The organism is Bradyrhizobium sp. AUGA SZCCT0177 (genome assembly GCF_018130125.1).
Classification (GTDB): Bacteria; Pseudomonadota; Alphaproteobacteria; order Rhizobiales; family Xanthobacteraceae; genus Bradyrhizobium.
This window is the reverse complement of the sequence record NZ_JAFCMA010000011.1, coordinates 146,348-163,106: the sequence shown is the minus strand read 5'-3', so window position 1 is coordinate 163,106 and position 16,759 is coordinate 146,348. Positions and strand designations below refer to the sequence as shown.

The window sequence follows — 16,759 nt, the reverse complement described above, 5'->3', positions numbered from 1 at the left end:
AATGAGCATGACCCATAGTGCAGGCGGATTGGGACATACGGCCGACTCTACGTCGCGCATCTTCAGCGCCCTCAGGAGTTGTTGGGGTGCGTTTCAAGAATGGCGTCAACGCGGACGCTCGCAGGATGAATTGTGCAGCCTGAGCGATCGGGCGCTAATGGATATCGGCATGACGCGCGGTGAGATCGAATACGTCGTCTCGAGTAGGTCCTTTGACGGCGAGGAGCGCGCTCCGCCGCTTCGATGTGATCGCCATGTCCCAAAGGTGCCTCAATCGAAAGTCGGCACGCTCACTCAATCACCTCGTCGGCGCGCGTGAGGACGGCCGGAGGCAGCTCGATGCCCAGTTCTTTTGCGACGCGGAGATTGATCCGGAGATAGAACTTGGTAGGTCGTTCGAAAGGCAGGTCGCCTGGCTTCGCGCCTTTCAGAACGCGATCAAGCTGCGAGATCAGGTGACGGTTAGCGTCGGAGAAGTCCGGCCCGAACGACATAAAGCCGCCATTAGCGACCCAATCGGGCGAAGGAAAGATCGCAGGTTTGTTGCTCGCGCCGACCAGCTTGATGACCTCTGCCATGTGAGCACTGATCAAGGCATCTGGGACAAACACGAGGGCGTCAAATCTGGTCAGGACTTCCGGGCCTAACGCCTTCGCCAGATTAGCGGGGTCATCGATGTTGATGGACTCGACCGTAAAACCGAGCTTACGGCCGGTCTCCAGGACAGGCGCCAGGCTCTGTGCACCGCTGCTTAGCTTTGTCGTCACCGTCCCGAGGCGGAGGGCGCGCGGGACAACCTCCCGCATCAGTTCGACGCGCTTTTCTGTGGTTTCCTCGGAAAAAACCGCGATACCGGTTACGTTGCGGCCGGGACGCGCGAGGCTATCCGCCAATCCCGACCCGACCGGGTCAACAGCGGTGAGCGCGACAATCGGAATTGTTTGAGTTGCCTTGTAAGCAGCCAGCGCGGCTGGCGTGCTTATCGCGAGAATGACGTCGATGCCGCCCTCTCGTACTAACTCTTGCGCCAGCCGAGGGAGCGCATCAACATTCCCCGCCGCGTCCCGAAACTCAAGACGAATATTACGTCCTTCGACGTAGCCGAGCTCCCTCAAAATCCTGCGGGTTCCTTCCGCCTGCGACGCAACGTGGACCGGGGCGAGACTTATGACGCGCGGCATTCTTGCCGGCTGTTGTGCTCTTGCCGTAAACGGCCACATCACCGCTCCGCCCAGAAGAGTTATGAACTGGCGTCGCCGCATGTGACCTCGCTGGTCGCTCTCCGCGCTATCGCCGAACTATAGCAGGCTTAGGCTGTCTGGCGAACGGCATGTGACCACCAACTCGGCGATAGCCACGTCGGCCATCCAAGTGCCGACAGGTGAGATGTCCGGTTTGGGTCAAACTGATAAGTCTGAGTGTGCAACTGGAAGTCCGCTTTGCCCTCAGCAAGGGGCAACTTCAGCCAGACCTTTCAGGTCCGAAAAAGCGCCAATACTCGACATCATCAGCAGGTCAGGACAGGGAAGGTGGGACCGCGGGGGCGGTGCACCACGGATTATCTCCCACGCCGCGGAGCCCCTGCGTGCTATCGTTCTGAGTATCGAAAATATCGGCCTTAGCCCGGGACGGAGTTGCCATGAACCGGCGCGCTTCCTCGACGTTCTCGGCGGCGCGACCATCGCGTGGTCGCTCGGCTTCCCTGATGCGGGTGGGCAGGGATTGGGAAAGGTTTATCGAGTGGGCTTTCTAACATTGTCTCAACTCAAATAGGATATTGTGGACATGTCGACGCTCACCCCGCATGGCGCGTGCCTGCTGTGGAAGCCGGAATTGATCTGGCTGAATGCCGTTTCCGACGCCATGCTCGCCGGCGCCTTCTTTGCTACCGCGTTCGTCCTCGCGTTCTTCGTGTGGCGGCGCCGCGATGTTATGTTCCGCGGCGTATTCTGGACATTCGCCATCTTCGCGGCGTTCTGCGGGTTGACCCGTCTGCTGTCGATCCTCACTCTGTGGGTGCCGGCCTACGGCATCGAGGCCTTTACCAAAGGCGTCCTGGCGCTGATATCGGTCGTGATCACGGCGGCGCTGCTGCTAATGCTGCCGCGGATTCTGGTGCTGCCGACACGCATGCAACTTCAGCAGGCCAATGCGGCACTTGAGGAGGAAATCCGACAACGGCGCAAGGCCGAGGCCATGGTCAAACGTTTTCAGGAGATAGAGGCCAACGAGACCCAGGTCCGCCAAGCGCAGAAGATGGAAGCCGTCGGCCAACTCACCGGTGGTGTCGCGCACGACTTCAACAACATTCTGACCGTGATCACCGGAACCATCGAAATCCTCGGCGAGGCGGTCAAGGATCGTCCGCATCTCGGTCAGATCACCGATATGATTAGCGCCGCCGCAGCGAGGGGGGCCGACCTGACGCGGCATCTGCTGGCCTTCGCCCGTCGACAACCGCTGCAGCCGCGCAACACTGACGTCAACGTCCTGGTCATCGATGCAGTACGGTTGCTACGACCGACCCTCAGCGAGCAGATCGAAATCGAATCGATGCTGGTGCACGATTCCGCGCTGGCCCTGATTGATCCCAGTCAGCTCTCGACTGCGATTCTGAACCTTGCACTGAATGCGCGTGACGCCATGCCGAACGGCGGCAAGCTGACGCTCGAAACCAAGAATGTCGTGCTCGACGAGAACTACGCCAGCATGAACAGCGAGGTTAATCCGGGCAATTACGTCATGATCGCGGTGAGCGACACAGGGGAGGGAATTCCCGGCAACCTGCTCGACAAGGTGTTTGAACCGTTCTTCACCACCAAGGAGGTTGGGAAGGGATCGGGGCTCGGTCTCAGCATGGTCTACGGCTTCGTCAAACAGTCGAACGGACACATCAAGATCTACAGCGAAGAGGGCCACGGCACCACCGTGAAGCTTTACCTTCCGCAGGCCGCGGGTGTCCCGGACGCGCTGGCCGCCGAGACCGGCATCTCGGGGGGCGAACACGGCGACGAATCCATCCTGATTGTCGAGGACGACGCGCTGGTGCGCGAATACGTCGTGGCGCAGATCAGCCGTTTCGGGTACCACACACAGGCCGCGGGCAATGCCGCCGAGGCGCTGGCAATCATTGATCGTTCCGAACGCATCGATCTGCTGTTCACCGACGTGATAATCCCCGGGGGATTGAACGGTCGTCAGCTCGCGACCGAGGCGCTGAAACGCCGTCCGGGACTAAAGGTGCTTTACACGTCCGGTTATACCGAGAACGCCATCGTCCACCATGGCCGGCTCGATGCCGGCGTGCTGCTACTGCCGAAGCCTTACCTCAGCTCCGATCTCGCGCGGATGCTTCGGACCGCGCTGGCATCGTGAATTCTTCGGGATGGGGAGGCGCGCCCTTGATCTAGGGAGTGGCGTCGCGCGGCCAGCGCCGGACCGGCATTCGCCGATGAGGTTGGCCGGCTTTGGATCCATCACATCGTTCTGACCGTCGACCGGAGAGGCCCGGTCTGCCCCTATGAGCGGACTTCTCAGGAAGGGCGGGTATAGCCACGGCCGGATGTCATGGCTCTGTGGCACAAGGCGTGCAGTGTATGCAGTGCTGGGAATTTTAGTGTCCCAGTTCAGGAATAAGCGCCGCCGGGCGATCCATTTTGATCCCGGCGGCGTGTCTTTTTGATACCTGGCGCCGGCCAGGCCGCCAGCCACGGCGGTGGACGCCGCGAGATGATGACCATCTCTGCGTTCGTAGCTTGCTGCCGTTTAATGATGGGATATCTGAGGCTGCCGTTCCTTCGCTTCGTAGTATTCGGCCGAGAACTGAATTGACCATCGCGAGAAGAACGAACGCAACTTCTGGGTGGGCTTTTCCACGCCGAACCGTTCGGCGACATGCACCCCGCGCAGCCACCTTATCGCCGATGTGAGGCCGGCGGTGCGTTCGAGCCTCTCGACCGCCGCGTCGCCGGCGGTCTCTGCCTGCCGATAGCGAAAACCGACCTTTTTGATCACATACAGGCGCCTGATGGTTTCATAGCTCTTGAATACGCGCCGCACGAACGGATGTTTCCGGGCCTGTGGCCAGGCTGCCGGGTACACCGGCAGCACCAACAGCTTGCTCTTGGCGATGACCGTTGCGAGCGGATGCAGGAGTTGCATCCAGGCTGGCCAGGACGTGACCTTGGCAAACAATACCGCGTGCATCGCCGTTGCAGCCCCGAAGGAGATCGGGAGCCAAAGCACCGCGCCCAGGATCACGAGCAATGCGGTGTTCGGCGTCAGGTGCCGGCATTTTCGGAACACCCATGCCATGCCGCTTTCAAAGGCGCGGTACACAGCATGTTCGAACGCCCGATAACTGATCTTGCGCCGGAGCCACGACCAGTTCCGGCGGATCGACGTACCCCACTGTCGACGTTTCGTCTCGGAAAGGGGCAGGAAGCGCAATGCGCCGTTTATGACAGTAACGATGACATTGCCGAGAACCCTGACAGCGAAGAGCGGAAGCCAGACCACCTGCATTGCCAACGGGAAGGCGTAGTCGAGCAGGCGCATCAAGATCGAAAGAATGAAACGCAGGATTTTGTTGGCGGCGAGCGCGACAGAAACAAGCGGGATGATGATCACATCGTCGAGGGCACCGGAGAAGCGGCTATCCTCGTTCCATGCCGGGTTATGATCATGGGTCACGGTGCAACGGCTCCGGGCCGAAGACAGGGGATCGTGCCCGCTCAGATTAGCACACTGTGAGGGCCAGCGGGTGGCCTCAGATGGGGTTGTTGGAGCGATGGCGCGAGATCGGATTACCGCATGGCGCGTTCAGGTGCATCGGGGATTGCCGGCATCAAGGAAACCGTTCGAACTGAACGAGGTGCAGAGGCAGCGCCGCAACGATGTCGCGGTGGGCGGGCTAGCCCGTATTCCTGACCGCGTCAGCTAGCATGGCGTAAAGCTCGCGCTTGCTGAATTTCTTGGGCTGCCTCGCTACTGTCTTCCGCACCACATCCTTCGCCACCGGTCGGGCACAGTCGGCTAACAACACCGACCTTCGCTTCGGGACCGCCCTTATATTGGGTTTTGCTGTTGGCGGCTTGTGACCGCGTTTCAGGCCCAAACGAGTTAGCCTGCCGCAGACCGCGTTTCGGCTACATCCGAAACGGCGCGCGATCTGCGCGGCGCTCTGTCCGACGGCCCAGAGTTCTTTGAGCAGCGCTATGTCTTTCGCATCCCAACTCATGCGAGGCACTATACGCCAACTGCCAATTGCAGGCTATTCTAGTCTTCGTCGGGCTCGCGCACGACCGGTGGTTGGTCGCCGTTGCCTTCTTCGTCCTCTTCGTCTTCTTCGTCTTCCTCATCTTCATCAGGAACTCGGGGCGGCACCTCGTTGCCCTTGATCACGAAGGGACTCCAGTCGATCAACCTGGTGAAAAATTCCTCCGGGATGTGTCGCTTCATGTTGATGCTCCTCGGATGTGGACCCTAGGGGATTTTACCCCTTCTGTTCAGATTCCGCATGAGGGTTAGCGCCGCACAGGGTTTGCGGGAACGGACATTCATTTCGAGTTGCATTAGCGCCCACGGTCGGCCTGACGAAGCCGCACCGGGCACGCCTATAGCCGGCGGCCTCTTGTTGGCTTCGTCATGTCAACTTCAGAGTAAGCTCGCGGAACGCTCTCAGATCAACCCTATGAGGATGAACGCAGCGATCTCGATCAGGGTAGCGGTCCCCAGGGTTGCGACGACAAGAAAGGCGTCGGCTGGCGATAAATCATGCATTGCGTGCCTCGCAGTCTTGCGAAGCCCCGAGACCCATGAACTAAATTCACGTAATCAAAAAAGGTTGCAGTTCCGAAGGCGCCACCAAACATAACTGGCCCGGAACGCCCGGACGCTATCTGCGTTTTATTGGATAGAGGATGGAATTCCCTCGCCGTCGGGGACAGTCCCAACAGAGGCCATGTGGTGTAACGCCCGCATGGCCCGTGTTTGTTGTTGGGTATTGCGCTGCGTAGTAACGTATTGCGCTGTATTACGGTGACAGTGCACCAATTCGGCGTTGGCGCCCGATCAATGGTCTTCCGGCCAACCGTCGATTGAGTGCACCTGTCGCCGCAATCCCGGCGCGCTCATTCCCTGCGGTCATGCTGCGCGCTGCCGACGGCATGATCCGATGGGAATATGCTTTCGTAGATCGCGCGGGCTTCCCGGATTAAACGGGCTCGCTCGAGTTCGGATTTCGGAACAAAACGGATGACTTCGCCCACGGGGGTCTCCAGGGTTGGAACAACATTCCACCAACAGTTGGTTCGGATATTCATGGTTGTAAGATCCACTCCGATCACAAGAACTTATTTCTCGACGGATATTGCGCTGTGAAAACCCCATCTCTTATCGGGGCCGCTGGGGGAAAACTATGTGTGCAGGTTCCTTTCCGATGTAGGCCGCGCGAGGCCGAAGGCCCCCGGGGGGGCCGATGGGTTCCGGTCACCGTGTTCTTACGGGCCGTAATTGGCAAACGGCTTGCGATGGGTGTGTCAGCTGTTCGGCATCCATGCACAAGATGTGCCGAACCAGGCCATTGGGAGCACGCAAATGAACATACAAGCTCGTTTTGAGACAGCGCGCGAAAGTGCAGTGCGAGAGGTCGCAGCAATAGGTAAGATGTTGGCTGATCTTGTTCGCACCGTTCAACTGATCGAACTTGAAATCGCAGCCCAAGAAGAGCGCAGCCGGGTCTCCGACCGATCCGACGTCAAATATCCGATACTGGCGAGGACGCTGATCGAGCGGCGCGACAATCTCAAGGTGACCATTGCCGCCCTTGAACAGCGTCACAGCGAGCGAGCGCTGCGCGAGCAGATGGCACCCGCGGCTTAACGGCGCGAAAAGCCGTGTCCGCTTACCGGGGCAAAGCAGACGTCCCGCCGCAAGGCCGCGACTTCCGTTTTTAACCCGGCACGGACATTTCAGTCTCAAGGACGTGATCGCGGCTGCCGAGACTAACCAAAAGCCTCAGCGGAAGCCCTAGCGGACCAGCTGGCTTACCGAGCCTGCCACCTGCATCGTCTGGTGCATCGCGGCAGCGAGCATGTCGTCAATGGGAAGGATCGTAAGCCACGATCGCTCGCTCTCGTGGAAACTCTGCGGGCGCGAAACCGTATCGAGCATGACGACGCGGAGCCCAGCGCCACGGAACCGCTGTATAGCATCGCCATTGAAAAGACCGTGCGTGCACCGGACTTCGACGTCGAGTGCGCCTTCATCCTGAAGGCGTTGCGCGGCGCCGAGGATCGAGCCGCCCGTATCGATGATGTCATCGAACATGATGACCCGGCGGCCCTTCACCGGTTCGCCAATGACGTCGAGCGGACGCGTCGCTCCGTTATCACGCTCCTTATCAACGATCGCGATCTGGTAGCGCGAACCGATCGCTTTACGGATCCGGCGAGCATATTTCGATGCGCCTAGATCCGGCGCCGCGATTACCGCATCTCCAAGATCTTCGCCGCGTTCCTGCTTGAGATGTCGGATGTGATCGACATAGCCCGGCAGGTTCGCGATCGGAAGCCGAACAAATCCCGTCTCCTGCGCAGCGTGCATGTGATAGGTGATGATCGTACGGATCCTGGGAGAGCTTTCCTCGATGAGTCGCAATACGACGGCTGCGGATATCGACGCGCGGTCGTCCGGCTCTCGGCGATCCTGGCGCAAATACGGGATGTTCGGGAAGACGCAGGTGATCGAAGCGACATCAGAACGTGTGAGGGCGTCGGCCGAGAGGAGATACCTCATGAGCGCGATGTTAGGATCCTCAGCCAGTAGGTCATGCAGGAAGTAGACATGCTTGCCTCTCACGGATTGTGGCACGTCTGGCAGGATTTCTCCTGTGGCAAACGTGTTGTACTTCATTTTGCTATACGAAACCTGAACCCCTTTTTCGTGCAGTCGCTTGATGATCCTCTTTGCGAGATCCTCCCGCCACGGGGAAAAGACCACCTCGAAGGGTTCCTTGTTACTGTGGAAATCGGGCATGTCGCTCATCGCAAATCCTCGGGCGTCAGGAGCGACAGATGGCGGAAAAAACTCAAGCTGACAAGTTCCGCCGTTGATCTTAGCGCGGGGCTATGCCGTGATCGAGTAACGGCGCTTCGATCCGCACACCTTGCTGCGGATGCTCAGGGCCGCTTGTGGCACAAAGCCGACATTGCCGCGACGTCGAGCCACGTCCGCTTTCAGGGGTAACCCGGAAGCCATTTGCTCGCAGTGAGTGCTTCTCTGTTTGACCCATCTCGAAAGCAGGCTCTAGCGTTTCGAGCGAAGTGGATACCGGTTCGCGTGAAGAAAACGCGTCAGAACAAGAGTCTGGAGCTTCGGTTCTGCTTCAATCAGAACCGATAAGGCTCTAGTCCAGCAGCGGCCCGATATGCTTTGATGCGTGGGGCTGGAACCGAAAAGCATGGGTGGCCTCATGTACATAGTCATTCGAAAGTACACCAAGGTTCGCTCGGTTGCGGATGCTGCTCGCCGCGCCAAAAGCGGCGTCGGTCAGATGCTAAGGGAATCGCACGGATTCAGATCCTATTATGTACTGGATGGGGGCGACGGCGTCGGTGTCGCTGTAATGATATTCGAGGACCGCGAAAGCGCCAATGCGGCGAACGAGAAGGTACTGGAGTTTGTTCAAGCAAGCCTGCATGATCTAAATCTTGGAGACCCTGAAATCATCGCCGGGGAAGTTTTGGTGAATATAGAATCTGATGCGTAATTGGGTGTGCCATCGCACATCTGAGAATCCTTAATCACGATAGTGAGTATGGATTCTCAGATGTGCAATTTGACGAGGGCAGGTGGGGCGGCGGCCGGTCAATCGCGTCCGGGCCATTTGGCCCGATAGCGGATTTCGCTGCCGTCGGCGTTCGGTTGCCAGGGTCCGAGCTGAGCGGCGTGCGGCGCCTTGGCGGTCAGTCCGATGCGGTACACGCGGGCGGGCTGGCCCTTGATCTTGACCTCTACTTGGCGATGGGCGGTACGAAAGGCGAGCTCGACGTCGCCTGCGATCACCGGCCGCTCGCCGTCGCGGCGGAACTGGTTGAATCTTGGCGCGCCCGGCATGCTGTTCTGATCGGTCTGCAACTCGATCGCGACGTCTGCCGCGGAAGCCGGCAACGCCGCGCCCGCGGGAAGGCGGACTTCGAATTGGAGAAGCGGGGTGGCGGCGTTCGGGTTGAGCCACGGCGTGGCTGTCGTGACCGCGTAGACGTAGTATGCCGTGCCGGCGGCGGCGCAGAGCAGGATCAGCGCACCGAATGCCCTCAAGCTGTTGCCGGCCAGGCTGCCGGTGTTCTCGCCTCCGCGCATCCGCATCGCGAGCTTGGTACCGAGTACGAGGCCTGCGATCGCCCCGGCCGGCGCGAAGACGAACACCGCCAGCAGCGCGGAACCGATGGGGTCGGCGCGGTTTCCAGAACCGACGAGTTCGACGATCAGCAAGGTGGCGGCAAAGCCAACTGCCGCACCCGCCACCCCGCCGGCAATTTGCGGTAAATTCTTCAAATGTCCCTCGAATGCTCGGACGGCGCAGCAGGCTGCGGCGCAGGCCGTCCGCATTTGACGTGACCGGCCGGCAATTCGTTCATGGCTTTGGAGGCGAAATCACAAAATTTGGCCCGACCCGCCGGGCGCGATGGCGATCCAGCGATCAAGGGCCGATTTTCCAGAGTGTCCGGATTGTCTTCCGCCCTCACTCCGTGCCGCCGAACAGGGGCGTTGCGAACGTATAGCTGGGGTTGAGCAGGATGGCGTCCGCATGTCCGGTCAGACTTGCATTCAAGCTGACATTCACGTTTGCGGGAAATCTGCCGACCTGGATCTGCCGGGCGGCAGTGACGGCGCCGGGAGCCGCAACCGAGGTGTGGTAATTATACCTCCGCCATCGCCCAGCCCGGCACGCCGGGCGCGGCCGCAAGACTGCCAAACTGCCCGGGCAACCAGAACGAATAACCGTTCTCGTCCGCGCTGACCTCCGCGGGCGAAAATGCGGCGATCCCGATCGCGAGGATCAGACCGGCCTGGATCCGGCGGGCGCGCATCTCTACTTTCCGGAAGATCAACCCGCAGACCTCAGCGCCTGCCGACGCGATTCACCGGACCACCACGGTTCATAGGCGTGCCCGGACGCACTCCGACACCTCGGGCACCGACACCGGGTGTCACCACGGCCCGTGCGACCGGGCGCGCCACCAATCGGACGCCGGGCCTTACGACGCAGCCCGCCGGATAAGAGATGTACTGGCAGTACACGACGGCGCTGGCCTGTTCAGTGCTTGCGACCATGGACCCGGCGATCAGCAGCGCTGACAGCGAAATCGAGAGCTTCATTTTTGCCTCCTCCGTTCGGAAACGCTGAATGCGTTTCGTTAAGCCGAGTGCTGGTTAGGAAGCCGCAGAGCTCCAGAGCGCCGCGGTTCTTGTCTGTCGTTTAGAAGACCTTACCGGCAGGTCGTGACGATCCGGCCGTAGGCATCGGCGACTTGCGTGCATGTGTCGCTGTTCTGAGCGCTCGCAGCGGGAATGAAGGAAATGCTAATCATGAGAAATGCCCCGATGAAAACGCTGCGCCGGGATATCGCTTGTATCACTTTCTCATCGCGCTTTCTGCCGTTGAATACGTCAATATCAATGTCCTTCCTTTTTCTCGACAGTAGCCGGCACCCTACGTCTCTGTTGCAAAGACTCCGGACGCAGCCGAATGATCATCTGGGCGGGCAAAGCTTGTCGCAGATCGAGACGGGCATTTTTGACATTGTCCTGGACACTGCAGAGCTCATTGAGTCCTCGCACCGCCGCGCAAGTGTTGCGAGGGCCGTTCTTGATCTTCGGCATGGACGGCTCGACGATCCGCCAGGCATTACCGAACTTTGCATCGCAGTTGCCGCAAAAGAACGAACGCTTCATTTAAGCTGCGTGGAGGCTTTCGGCCGTCCGCCAGCAGCGCTGCTCGCCGAACTTCGTCTCCATGCAGCGCGCCGCGCTTTATCGCGTCCCGGACAGCAGACAAACGTCACGGCTGTGGCCGCGCTTTATGGCTTCACGCATTTCGGGCGGTCCGCGGAAATCTATCGGCGCCAATTCGCAGAGCTGCCGTCCGCGACCTTATCCAGGGCGCGAGGCGCCTGACCGCGGCGCTAACGTCGCTTTGGTCACTACACGGACTCTACGTTGCCGCGGCGCGTGCGTCTAATGCCCGACGATCTCCGGCAGCCGTGTCGCCGGCGGCGTGTTGCGGCTGCGCTGGGTACGGACGATGCCGTCGATGATGGTCATGCCGATGCCGGGCAGGTCGCCGAGCTGCACGCTGTGCAGAAGGTTCTTTCCCGGTGAATGCTGCGCCATGTCCATGATGACGAAGTCGGCGGAGCGGCCGACCTCGATCAGGCCGCAGTCGAGCGCGCGCATGCGGGCGGTGTTGCCGGTGGCGAGGCAGAAGGCGATTTCGGCCGGCAGTTCGCCGAGCGATGACAGCAGCGACACCATGCGCAAAATGCCGAGCGGCTGCACGCCGGAGCCGGCCGGGGCGTCGGTGCCGAGGATGACGCGGTGGAGGTCGCCCATCTCGCGCGCGGTGCGCAGTGTAAACAGCGCCGAGCGTTCGTTGCCGTTGTGAACCAGCTCCAAGCCGCGCTTGCAGCCCTCGCAGATGCAGCGGATCTGGTCGTCGGGCAGGGCGGTGTGGCCGCCATTGATGTGGCCGACCACATCGGTGTCGGCTTCCAGCACCACGTCCTTGTCGATCAGGCCGGAACCTGGGATCGAAGGCCCGCCGGTGTGGATCGTGCTCTGGATGCCGTATTTGCGCGCCCATCCCACCATCTTGCGAGCGGTCGGCCCGTCCTTGACGCCACCGAGGCCGACCTCGCCGAGCAGCTTGACGCCGGCCGCGGCGAGCTCCTTGAAATCGTCCTCGACCATCTCGCTTTCGATCACGGGCGCGCCGGCATGGATCTTCACGCCGCCGGGCCGCAGATTCCAGAACGCGCGCTGCGCGAAAATCGCCATCGCCTTGACGCCGACGACGTCGCGGGGACGGCCGGGCATGTGGACTTCACCGGCTGATATCATCGTGGTGACGCCGCCATGCAGATAGCTGTCGATCCAGCCCATCTGGTTCTGCCGCGGCGTCCAGTCGCCGGCGACGGGATGGACGTGGCTGTCGATCAGCCCGGGGGCGACCGTGGTGCCGTTGGCATTGACGACGGTCGTGGCGCCCTCGGTGTCGACGTCCTTGAGGCGGCCGATCGCGGTGATTTTGCCGTTCTCGGCCACGATGGCGTCGGCATCCAGGATCGGCTTTTCCAGCATCCCCGACAGCAGCAGCCCGATATTGCGGATCACCAGCTTGCTCGGGCCGCTTGCCTGGGGTGCGTCGTGCGCCATCGGATTTTCCTTGTTGTTCAATGCCTTCGGGGCGTTGCCGGCCATCTTGCCCGCGGCTTGACGGCGGGATCAAGAAGGATTATTCATTCGTATACGAATGATCGTACACGAATGATTTTGCCGACGCAATCTGCCTCCAATCGGATCGAAAGATGAGCAATTTCAATCAGGAAAGCGTTCTCAGCGTCCATCACTGGACCGACACGCTGTTCTCCTTCACCACCACGCGCGATCCCTCGTTCCGTTTTCGCAACGGCGAGTTCACCATGATCGGGCTGAAGGTCGGCGAGAAGCCGCTGCTGCGCGCCTACAGCGTCGCCAGCGCCAATTATGAGGACCGGCTCGAATTCTTCTCGATCAAGGTGCCGGACGGGCCGCTGACCTCGCGCCTCCAGCATCTCAAGGAAGGCGACGAGATCATCGTCAGCCGCAAGGCCACCGGCACGCTGGTGATCGACAATCTGCAGGACGGCCGCAACCTGTATTTGATCGGCACCGGCACCGGGCTTGCCCCGTTCCTCAGCGTGATCAAGGATCCCGAAACCTATGAGCGCTTCGAGAAGGTGGTGCTGCTGCACGGCTGCCGCCGCGTCGCCGAACTCGCCTATGGTGAGATGATCACCAAGGAACTGCCGAACGACGAACTGATCGGCGAACTCGTGCGCAACCAGTTGATCTATTATCCGACGGTGACCCGCGATCCCTTCCACAACCGCGGCCGCATCACCGACCTGATCAATTCCGGCAAGCTGTTCGCGGATATCGGGCTTGCCCCGCTCGAAGCCGCGCATGACCGCGTCATGATCTGCGGCAGCCCGGCGCTGGTCGCCGACACTCGCACACTGCTGGGCGGCAAGGGCTTTGTCGAAGGCAATCACGGCGAGGCGGCGCAGTTCGTGGTCGAGAAAGCGTTCGCGGAGCGGTAACCGAGGACTGCGAGACCGGGCCCATCCTTTCTTTGCATGGGGTTGTTTTCGCTATTTTTGTGTCTGGGCCCTTTGGGGCCCATGACTAGGGTCGAATGGCCGGGGCTTCCAGCGGCATGCCCTTGGCCCGCGACATCAGATACAGCTCCAGCTCGACCAGTTCAGGCGCGCCGTAATCATAGGCCTGCGCGCGGATGCCCGTCATGCAGGCGCGCAGCCGGCGCTGCAGCGATCCCAGTGATTGCCACTCCAGCCGATAAAGCGGGTAACCCGTCGGGTGTCCTTGCGTGATCGCCGATCCGGCCAGGCGCTTATCCCAATTCTCATCGTGGCAATTGGTGCAGCCGAGATTGATCTGGCCCTGCCGCTGCATGAACAGCTCACGGCCCTTGGCGACGAACGGCGCTAGCTGCGGATCGCTACCGGTCTCGATCGCAGCCCCGCGCGATTGCTGCGCCACAAAGGCGGTCAGCGCCAGCAATTCGCGGCTCTCGTAAGGAAGCGGCGTCGCCTGCTGATGAGTGGCGCGGCACAGATTGATGCGCTGTTCGAGATCGACGGGCCGGCCGAGCGCCTTGTCGAAGGCGGGATAATGCGCCGCGACGCCCCTCATGCTCGCGCGCGCGTCCTGATGGCAATCGGCGCAGGCCTTGTTTGCAACGCCCGTCTTGCCCGCCCACAATTTCTCGCCGTCGAGCACCCACAGCATGCCGGGATTTGTCGTGTCGTCGTCCTGCATCGCCCTGGTGGCCGGCGCCATGAAGCTGGCGCCGGAGCGGCGTTCTGCTTGCGGAATTTCAGCGCCGGCGGCATCCACCGCGAGCAGAGCAGACAGAACGATGAGGCCGGCCAATCTCATTCGACGGTGATCGAGGCCGACGCGGTTTCGGAAAAGCCGTTATCGCCGATCCATTCGAACTCGAACTTGCCGCTCGCTGTCGCGGTGGTGAAGAAGGTGATGAACGGGTTGGCGGCGATCGCAGCAAACAGATCGGCGCGAAAAATCTCGGTGCCGTTATAGCGGCATGCAAAACTCGTGATGATGTCGCGCGGCACCACCTCGCCGGTGGCGGTATGCCGATAGCCGGTTTCCATGATGTGCGACATCAGCGTCTTGATCTCGATGATATCGCCGCGTTTGGCTTTGGCGGGAACGTTGATCAGTGCGGAGGCCATCAGATCACCTCATCAGTGCAGGCCGCCAGCGTCACCACGACGTCGACGCTGGCCGACCAGAACGAGCCGTCGGACAACCGCGCGATGGCGACGATCTTCTGGCTGTCGGCGAGGCGAATCCGCGTGGACACCTGCGCGCGGCCGGAATGCGGACCGAGATGGAAGTTGCCGATATTGGGCTGCGGGTTCTTCTCGTTGAAGATGTGGATGCTGCGGACGTGATCCTCCGGCGCCATCGGGCTCGCGACGTTGACGGTCAGCGGCACGGTGTTGCCGTTCTCGACCAGCGGCGGCACGTCGAGCTTGACCTTGCCGGTGCGCACTTGCGCGCCATTGGTGACACTGCGGATCGCGGATGCGAGTTCGGCGGGCGTCGCTTCGCTCGGCCGCACCGTCACGATCGGAACGGCGCCGAGCACGGCCGCGCCGCCGGCGAGGCCGAGGAACTGGCGGCGTGTGGAATCCTTGTGTTGCATCGTCACTTCCTATTCGCGCAGCGTCACCAGATAAGCCACGATATCTTCGATCTGTTCCGCCGACAGGATCGGCTTGCCGCGCCACACCGGACCAACACGATGCAGGCCGTCCACGCGATAATAGGACGGCATGATCGTCGCTTCATTGAGGCGGCTCGCGTCCACCAGCCGCAGCCGCAACTGCCCTTCCGACCAGCGGCTGCCGGAGCCGGCGAGGTTGGGGGCCAGATCGCCCTGAAATTTCTCTTCCGGAAACGGTCCGTTGTGGCAGAGGATGCAGGTGCTTTGGCGGTTGAGGAGGGTCGTCCGCCCGCGCGCGGGATCGCCGGGCGCACCGGTCAGCGACATCGCAATGGCGTCGCCTGTCACGGCGTAGCGGCGCAGCTCTTGCGCGGCAGCGAGGCCGGGCAAAGCGAGCAGTGCGCCCGCAAGGATCGGACCCGACATGCGCAGTTTAGCCAAAGACTTCCGCCGTGATGGTCGCGAACCAGGAATTCGCATAGTCGGCCTCGCGCGCGCGGAAGTCGCGCGGCACATCCGCCGGGCTGACGCCGCCGGCGCCTTCGACGTCGGCGAACAGCCCGTTCTTCGGCTGGTAGACGCCGGCGACCGAGAAGCCGTAGCCGGGGGCTGCCAGGCTGTAGCAGGTGTTGATCAGCTTCGGTGCCTCGGGCGTCCGGCCCGCGATCAGCGTGGCGACCGCGCTCGCGCAAGCCTTGGCCTGGGAATTCGCGGAGAACGCGGATTTCGGCATCGAGCCGGCAATACAGGCATCGCCGATGACGTGGATGTTCGGCGCCGATTTGGATTCGAAAGTGACGGGATCGATCGCGCACCAGCCGGTATTGTCGGTCGCGCCAGCGATGGTGGCGATGCGTCCGGCGCGTTGCGGCGGAATGACGTTCGCCACCTGCGCGGTGTGGTTGCCGAAATCGGTAATCAGCGTGTTGGTCGCCGGGTCGACGGAGTTCACCTTGCCGCCCTGTGACAGCGACACCCATTCGATCATTCCCGGATAAAGCTCCTTCCAGGCGTTCTGGAACAGGCGCTGCTTGGAGAAGGTGTCCTTGGCGTCGAGGATGATCAGCTTCGAGCGCGGCTTCTTGGTCTTCAGGTAATGCGCAATCAGACAGGCGCGTTCGTAAGGTCCCGGCGGGCAGCGGAACGGATTGGCCGGCGCGGCGATCACGACAAGGCCGCCGTCGTCCATGGCTTCGAGTTGCTTGCGCAGCAGCAGCGTCTGCTCGCCGGCTTTCCAGGCATGCGGCATCTTTGCGGCGGCAGCTTCGTCGTAACCGGGCAGCGCTTCGAAACGCAGATCGACGCCGGGAGACAGCACCAGCCGGTCGTAGGCGAGCGACGTGCCGTCGGCGAGCCCGACCGTCCGTGCCTTTGCATCGATCGCCGTTGCCGCCTGCGCCACCACGGTGACGCCGCCGACGGCGATCTTGTCATAGCCGAATTGCTGTTCCTCGAGCGAACGTAGTCCGGCGATCACGTTGTTGCTGAACGGGCAGGCGGTGAAGGTTCGGTTCGGCTCGACCAGCGTGACCTGCAGCTTCGGCTCGATCTGTTTCAATGCGCGGGCGCAGCTCGCGCCGCCGAAGCCGCCGCCGATCACGATGACGCGCGCCGCGGCTTGTGCGAATGCGGGCAGCGGAAACGCCAGCGCCGTTACTGCGGCAGCACCGGCACCAACGAATTCCCGGCGGCTCATGCGATGGTTGATGCCCATGGCGGCCC

The 16,759-nt window shown here is 61.5% G+C and carries 21 protein-coding genes; 6 read left to right on the top strand and 15 right to left on the bottom strand.

Annotated features, from left to right (window positions below):
• The first annotated feature begins 1 nt into the window (after position 1).
• Complete coding sequence (locus tag JQ597_RS15340) at positions 2-319, top strand: DUF1127 domain-containing protein (protein ID WP_312012011.1); 318 nt, start codon at positions 2-4, stop codon at positions 317-319.
• On the opposite strand, the gene JQ597_RS15335 is transcribed toward JQ597_RS15340, so the two are convergent.
• Positions 291-1,220 carry an ABC transporter substrate-binding protein gene (locus JQ597_RS15335; RefSeq protein WP_212265096.1) on the bottom strand — a complete coding sequence of 310 codons (930 nt, stop codon included), beginning with the start codon at positions 1,218-1,220 and terminating at the stop codon, positions 291-293. The genes JQ597_RS15340 and JQ597_RS15335 overlap by 29 nt on opposite strands.
• A gap of 565 nt (positions 1,221-1,785) precedes the next feature.
• Here JQ597_RS15335 and JQ597_RS15330 point away from each other — a divergent pair.
• Positions 1,786-3,375, top strand: coding sequence for an ATP-binding protein (locus tag JQ597_RS15330; protein WP_212265095.1), 1,590 nt, complete (start codon positions 1,786-1,788; stop codon positions 3,373-3,375).
• 390 nt (positions 3,376-3,765) lie between these two features.
• Here the strand turns inward: JQ597_RS15330 and JQ597_RS15325 are convergent, their stop codons facing one another.
• From JQ597_RS15325 to JQ597_RS15310, 4 genes are all read right to left on the bottom strand, one after another.
• The gene (locus tag JQ597_RS15325) at positions 3,766-4,692 is read right to left on the bottom strand and encodes a hypothetical protein (protein WP_249147876.1); all 927 of its coding nucleotides are present in this window, start codon (positions 4,690-4,692) and stop codon (positions 3,766-3,768) included.
• A gap of 220 nt (positions 4,693-4,912) precedes the next feature.
• The gene (locus JQ597_RS15320; RefSeq protein WP_212265094.1) at positions 4,913-5,239 is read right to left on the bottom strand and encodes a GcrA family cell cycle regulator; all 327 of its coding nucleotides are present in this window, start codon (positions 5,237-5,239) and stop codon (positions 4,913-4,915) included.
• Positions 5,240-5,277: 38 nt separating this feature from the next.
• A complete protein-coding gene (locus JQ597_RS15315) occupies positions 5,278-5,460 on the bottom strand; it encodes a hypothetical protein (RefSeq protein ID WP_212265093.1) in 183 nt (60 codons plus the stop codon).
• A gap of 671 nt (positions 5,461-6,131) precedes the next feature.
• On the bottom strand, positions 6,132-6,269 hold the full coding sequence (locus JQ597_RS15310; RefSeq protein WP_212265092.1) for a hypothetical protein: 138 nt from the start codon (positions 6,267-6,269) through the stop codon (positions 6,132-6,134).
• A gap of 244 nt (positions 6,270-6,513) precedes the next feature.
• Here JQ597_RS15310 and JQ597_RS15305 point away from each other — a divergent pair, with 244 nt between their 5' ends.
• Complete coding sequence (locus tag JQ597_RS15305; protein WP_249133213.1) at positions 6,514-6,882, top strand: hypothetical protein; 369 nt, start codon at positions 6,514-6,516, stop codon at positions 6,880-6,882.
• A gap of 147 nt (positions 6,883-7,029) precedes the next feature.
• Here JQ597_RS15305 and JQ597_RS15300 read toward each other — a convergent pair whose 3' ends face one another.
• Positions 7,030-8,046 carry a ribose-phosphate diphosphokinase gene (locus JQ597_RS15300; protein WP_212265091.1) on the bottom strand — a complete coding sequence of 339 codons (1,017 nt, stop codon included), beginning with the start codon at positions 8,044-8,046 and terminating at the stop codon, positions 7,030-7,032.
• 427 nt (positions 8,047-8,473) lie between these two features.
• Between JQ597_RS15300 and JQ597_RS15295 the strand changes: the two genes are divergently transcribed.
• The gene (locus JQ597_RS15295) at positions 8,474-8,770 is read left to right on the top strand and encodes a hypothetical protein (RefSeq protein WP_212265160.1); all 297 of its coding nucleotides are present in this window, start codon (positions 8,474-8,476) and stop codon (positions 8,768-8,770) included.
• Positions 8,771-8,868: 98 nt separating this feature from the next.
• On the opposite strand, the gene JQ597_RS15290 is transcribed toward JQ597_RS15295, so the two are convergent.
• The 3 genes from JQ597_RS15290 to JQ597_RS15280 all read right to left on the bottom strand — a co-directional run bounded on the left by JQ597_RS15290 (position 8,869) and on the right by JQ597_RS15280 (position 10,383).
• Positions 8,869-9,495: a hypothetical protein gene (locus tag JQ597_RS15290; RefSeq protein ID WP_249147872.1), complete on the bottom strand. Its 627-nt coding sequence runs from the start codon at positions 9,493-9,495 to the stop codon at positions 8,869-8,871.
• 428 nt (positions 9,496-9,923) lie between these two features.
• Positions 9,924-10,094 carry a hypothetical protein gene (locus JQ597_RS15285; protein WP_212265089.1) on the bottom strand — a complete coding sequence of 57 codons (171 nt, stop codon included), beginning with the start codon at positions 10,092-10,094 and terminating at the stop codon, positions 9,924-9,926.
• 31 nt (positions 10,095-10,125) lie between these two features.
• A complete protein-coding gene (locus JQ597_RS15280; RefSeq protein WP_212265088.1) occupies positions 10,126-10,383 on the bottom strand; it encodes a hypothetical protein in 258 nt (85 codons plus the stop codon).
• A 225-nt stretch (positions 10,384-10,608) separates the two neighbouring features.
• Here JQ597_RS15280 and JQ597_RS15275 point away from each other — a divergent pair, with 225 nt between their 5' ends.
• On the top strand, positions 10,609-11,181 hold the full coding sequence (locus JQ597_RS15275) for a helix-turn-helix domain-containing protein (protein ID WP_212265087.1): 573 nt from the start codon (positions 10,609-10,611) through the stop codon (positions 11,179-11,181).
• A 60-nt stretch (positions 11,182-11,241) separates the two neighbouring features.
• On the opposite strand, the gene JQ597_RS15270 is transcribed toward JQ597_RS15275, so the two are convergent.
• Entirely contained in the window at positions 11,242-12,438 is a 1,197-nt protein-coding gene (locus tag JQ597_RS15270) for an amidohydrolase family protein (protein WP_212265159.1), read from the bottom strand.
• 152 nt (positions 12,439-12,590) lie between these two features.
• On the opposite strand from JQ597_RS15270, the gene JQ597_RS15265 reads away from it, so the two are divergent.
• Positions 12,591-13,364: a ferredoxin--NADP reductase gene (locus tag JQ597_RS15265; RefSeq protein ID WP_192734861.1), complete on the top strand. Its 774-nt coding sequence runs from the start codon at positions 12,591-12,593 to the stop codon at positions 13,362-13,364.
• An 85-nt stretch (positions 13,365-13,449) separates the two neighbouring features.
• On the opposite strand, the gene soxA is transcribed toward JQ597_RS15265, so the two are convergent.
• The 5 genes from soxA to JQ597_RS15240 are packed head-to-tail and all read right to left on the bottom strand — an operon-like array spanning position 13,450 to position 16,745.
• The gene (gene soxA / locus JQ597_RS15260; protein WP_212265086.1) at positions 13,450-14,223 is read right to left on the bottom strand and encodes a sulfur oxidation c-type cytochrome SoxA; all 774 of its coding nucleotides are present in this window, start codon (positions 14,221-14,223) and stop codon (positions 13,450-13,452) included.
• Positions 14,220-14,540, bottom strand: coding sequence for a thiosulfate oxidation carrier complex protein SoxZ (soxZ, locus tag JQ597_RS15255; protein ID WP_212265085.1), 321 nt, complete (start codon positions 14,538-14,540; stop codon positions 14,220-14,222). The genes soxA and soxZ overlap by 4 nt, the downstream gene beginning before the upstream one ends.
• Positions 14,540-15,016, bottom strand: a complete 477-nt coding sequence (locus JQ597_RS15250; RefSeq protein WP_192734858.1) for a SoxY-related AACIE arm protein — start codon at positions 15,014-15,016, stop codon at positions 14,540-14,542. The genes soxZ and JQ597_RS15250 overlap by 1 nt, the downstream gene beginning before the upstream one ends.
• A 9-nt stretch (positions 15,017-15,025) precedes the next feature.
• Positions 15,026-15,463 (bottom strand): sulfur oxidation c-type cytochrome SoxX, encoded by a 438-nt coding sequence (gene soxX / locus JQ597_RS15245; RefSeq protein WP_212265084.1) that lies wholly within the window; start codon positions 15,461-15,463, stop codon positions 15,026-15,028.
• A 7-nt stretch (positions 15,464-15,470) separates the two neighbouring features.
• On the bottom strand, positions 15,471-16,745 hold the full coding sequence (locus JQ597_RS15240; RefSeq protein WP_409411278.1) for an FCSD flavin-binding domain-containing protein: 1,275 nt from the start codon (positions 16,743-16,745) through the stop codon (positions 15,471-15,473).
• Positions 16,746-16,759 lie beyond the last annotated feature (14 nt).

What these genes read in the sequence shown, in the direction of transcription:
- JQ597_RS15275 (WP_212265087.1), top strand. Translation starts at nt 10,609, where the DNA reads ATGAAAACGCTGCGCCGGGATATCGCTTGTATCACTTTCTCATCGCGC.
- JQ597_RS15315 (WP_212265093.1), bottom strand. Translation starts at nt 5,460, where the DNA reads ATGAAGCGACACATCCCGGAGGAATTTTTCACCAGGTTGATCGACTGG.
- soxX (WP_212265084.1), bottom strand. Translation starts at nt 15,463, where the DNA reads ATGTCGGGTCCGATCCTTGCGGGCGCACTGCTCGCTTTGCCCGGCCTC.
- JQ597_RS15320 (WP_212265094.1), bottom strand. Translation starts at nt 5,239, where the DNA reads ATGAGTTGGGATGCGAAAGACATAGCGCTGCTCAAAGAACTCTGGGCC.
- JQ597_RS15250 (WP_192734858.1), bottom strand. Translation starts at nt 15,016, where the DNA reads ATGCAACACAAGGATTCCACACGCCGCCAGTTCCTCGGCCTCGCCGGC.
- soxZ (WP_212265085.1), bottom strand. Translation starts at nt 14,540, where the DNA reads ATGGCCTCCGCACTGATCAACGTTCCCGCCAAAGCCAAACGCGGCGAT.
- JQ597_RS15285 (WP_212265089.1), bottom strand. Translation starts at nt 10,094, where the DNA reads ATGCGCGCCCGCCGGATCCAGGCCGGTCTGATCCTCGCGATCGGGATC.
- JQ597_RS15330 (WP_212265095.1), top strand. Translation starts at nt 1,786, where the DNA reads ATGTCGACGCTCACCCCGCATGGCGCGTGCCTGCTGTGGAAGCCGGAA.
- JQ597_RS15265 (WP_192734861.1), top strand. Translation starts at nt 12,591, where the DNA reads ATGAGCAATTTCAATCAGGAAAGCGTTCTCAGCGTCCATCACTGGACC.
- JQ597_RS15300 (WP_212265091.1), bottom strand. Translation starts at nt 8,046, where the DNA reads ATGAGCGACATGCCCGATTTCCACAGTAACAAGGAACCCTTCGAGGTG.
- JQ597_RS15295 (WP_212265160.1), top strand. Translation starts at nt 8,474, where the DNA reads ATGTACATAGTCATTCGAAAGTACACCAAGGTTCGCTCGGTTGCGGAT.
- JQ597_RS15335 (WP_212265096.1), bottom strand. Translation starts at nt 1,220, where the DNA reads ATGTGGCCGTTTACGGCAAGAGCACAACAGCCGGCAAGAATGCCGCGC.
- JQ597_RS15270 (WP_212265159.1), bottom strand. Translation starts at nt 12,438, where the DNA reads ATGGCGCACGACGCACCCCAGGCAAGCGGCCCGAGCAAGCTGGTGATC.
- JQ597_RS15280 (WP_212265088.1), bottom strand. Translation starts at nt 10,383, where the DNA reads ATGAAGCTCTCGATTTCGCTGTCAGCGCTGCTGATCGCCGGGTCCATG.
- soxA (WP_212265086.1), bottom strand. Translation starts at nt 14,223, where the DNA reads ATGAGATTGGCCGGCCTCATCGTTCTGTCTGCTCTGCTCGCGGTGGAT.
- JQ597_RS15340 (WP_312012011.1), top strand. Translation starts at nt 2, where the DNA reads ATGAGCATGACCCATAGTGCAGGCGGATTGGGACATACGGCCGACTCT.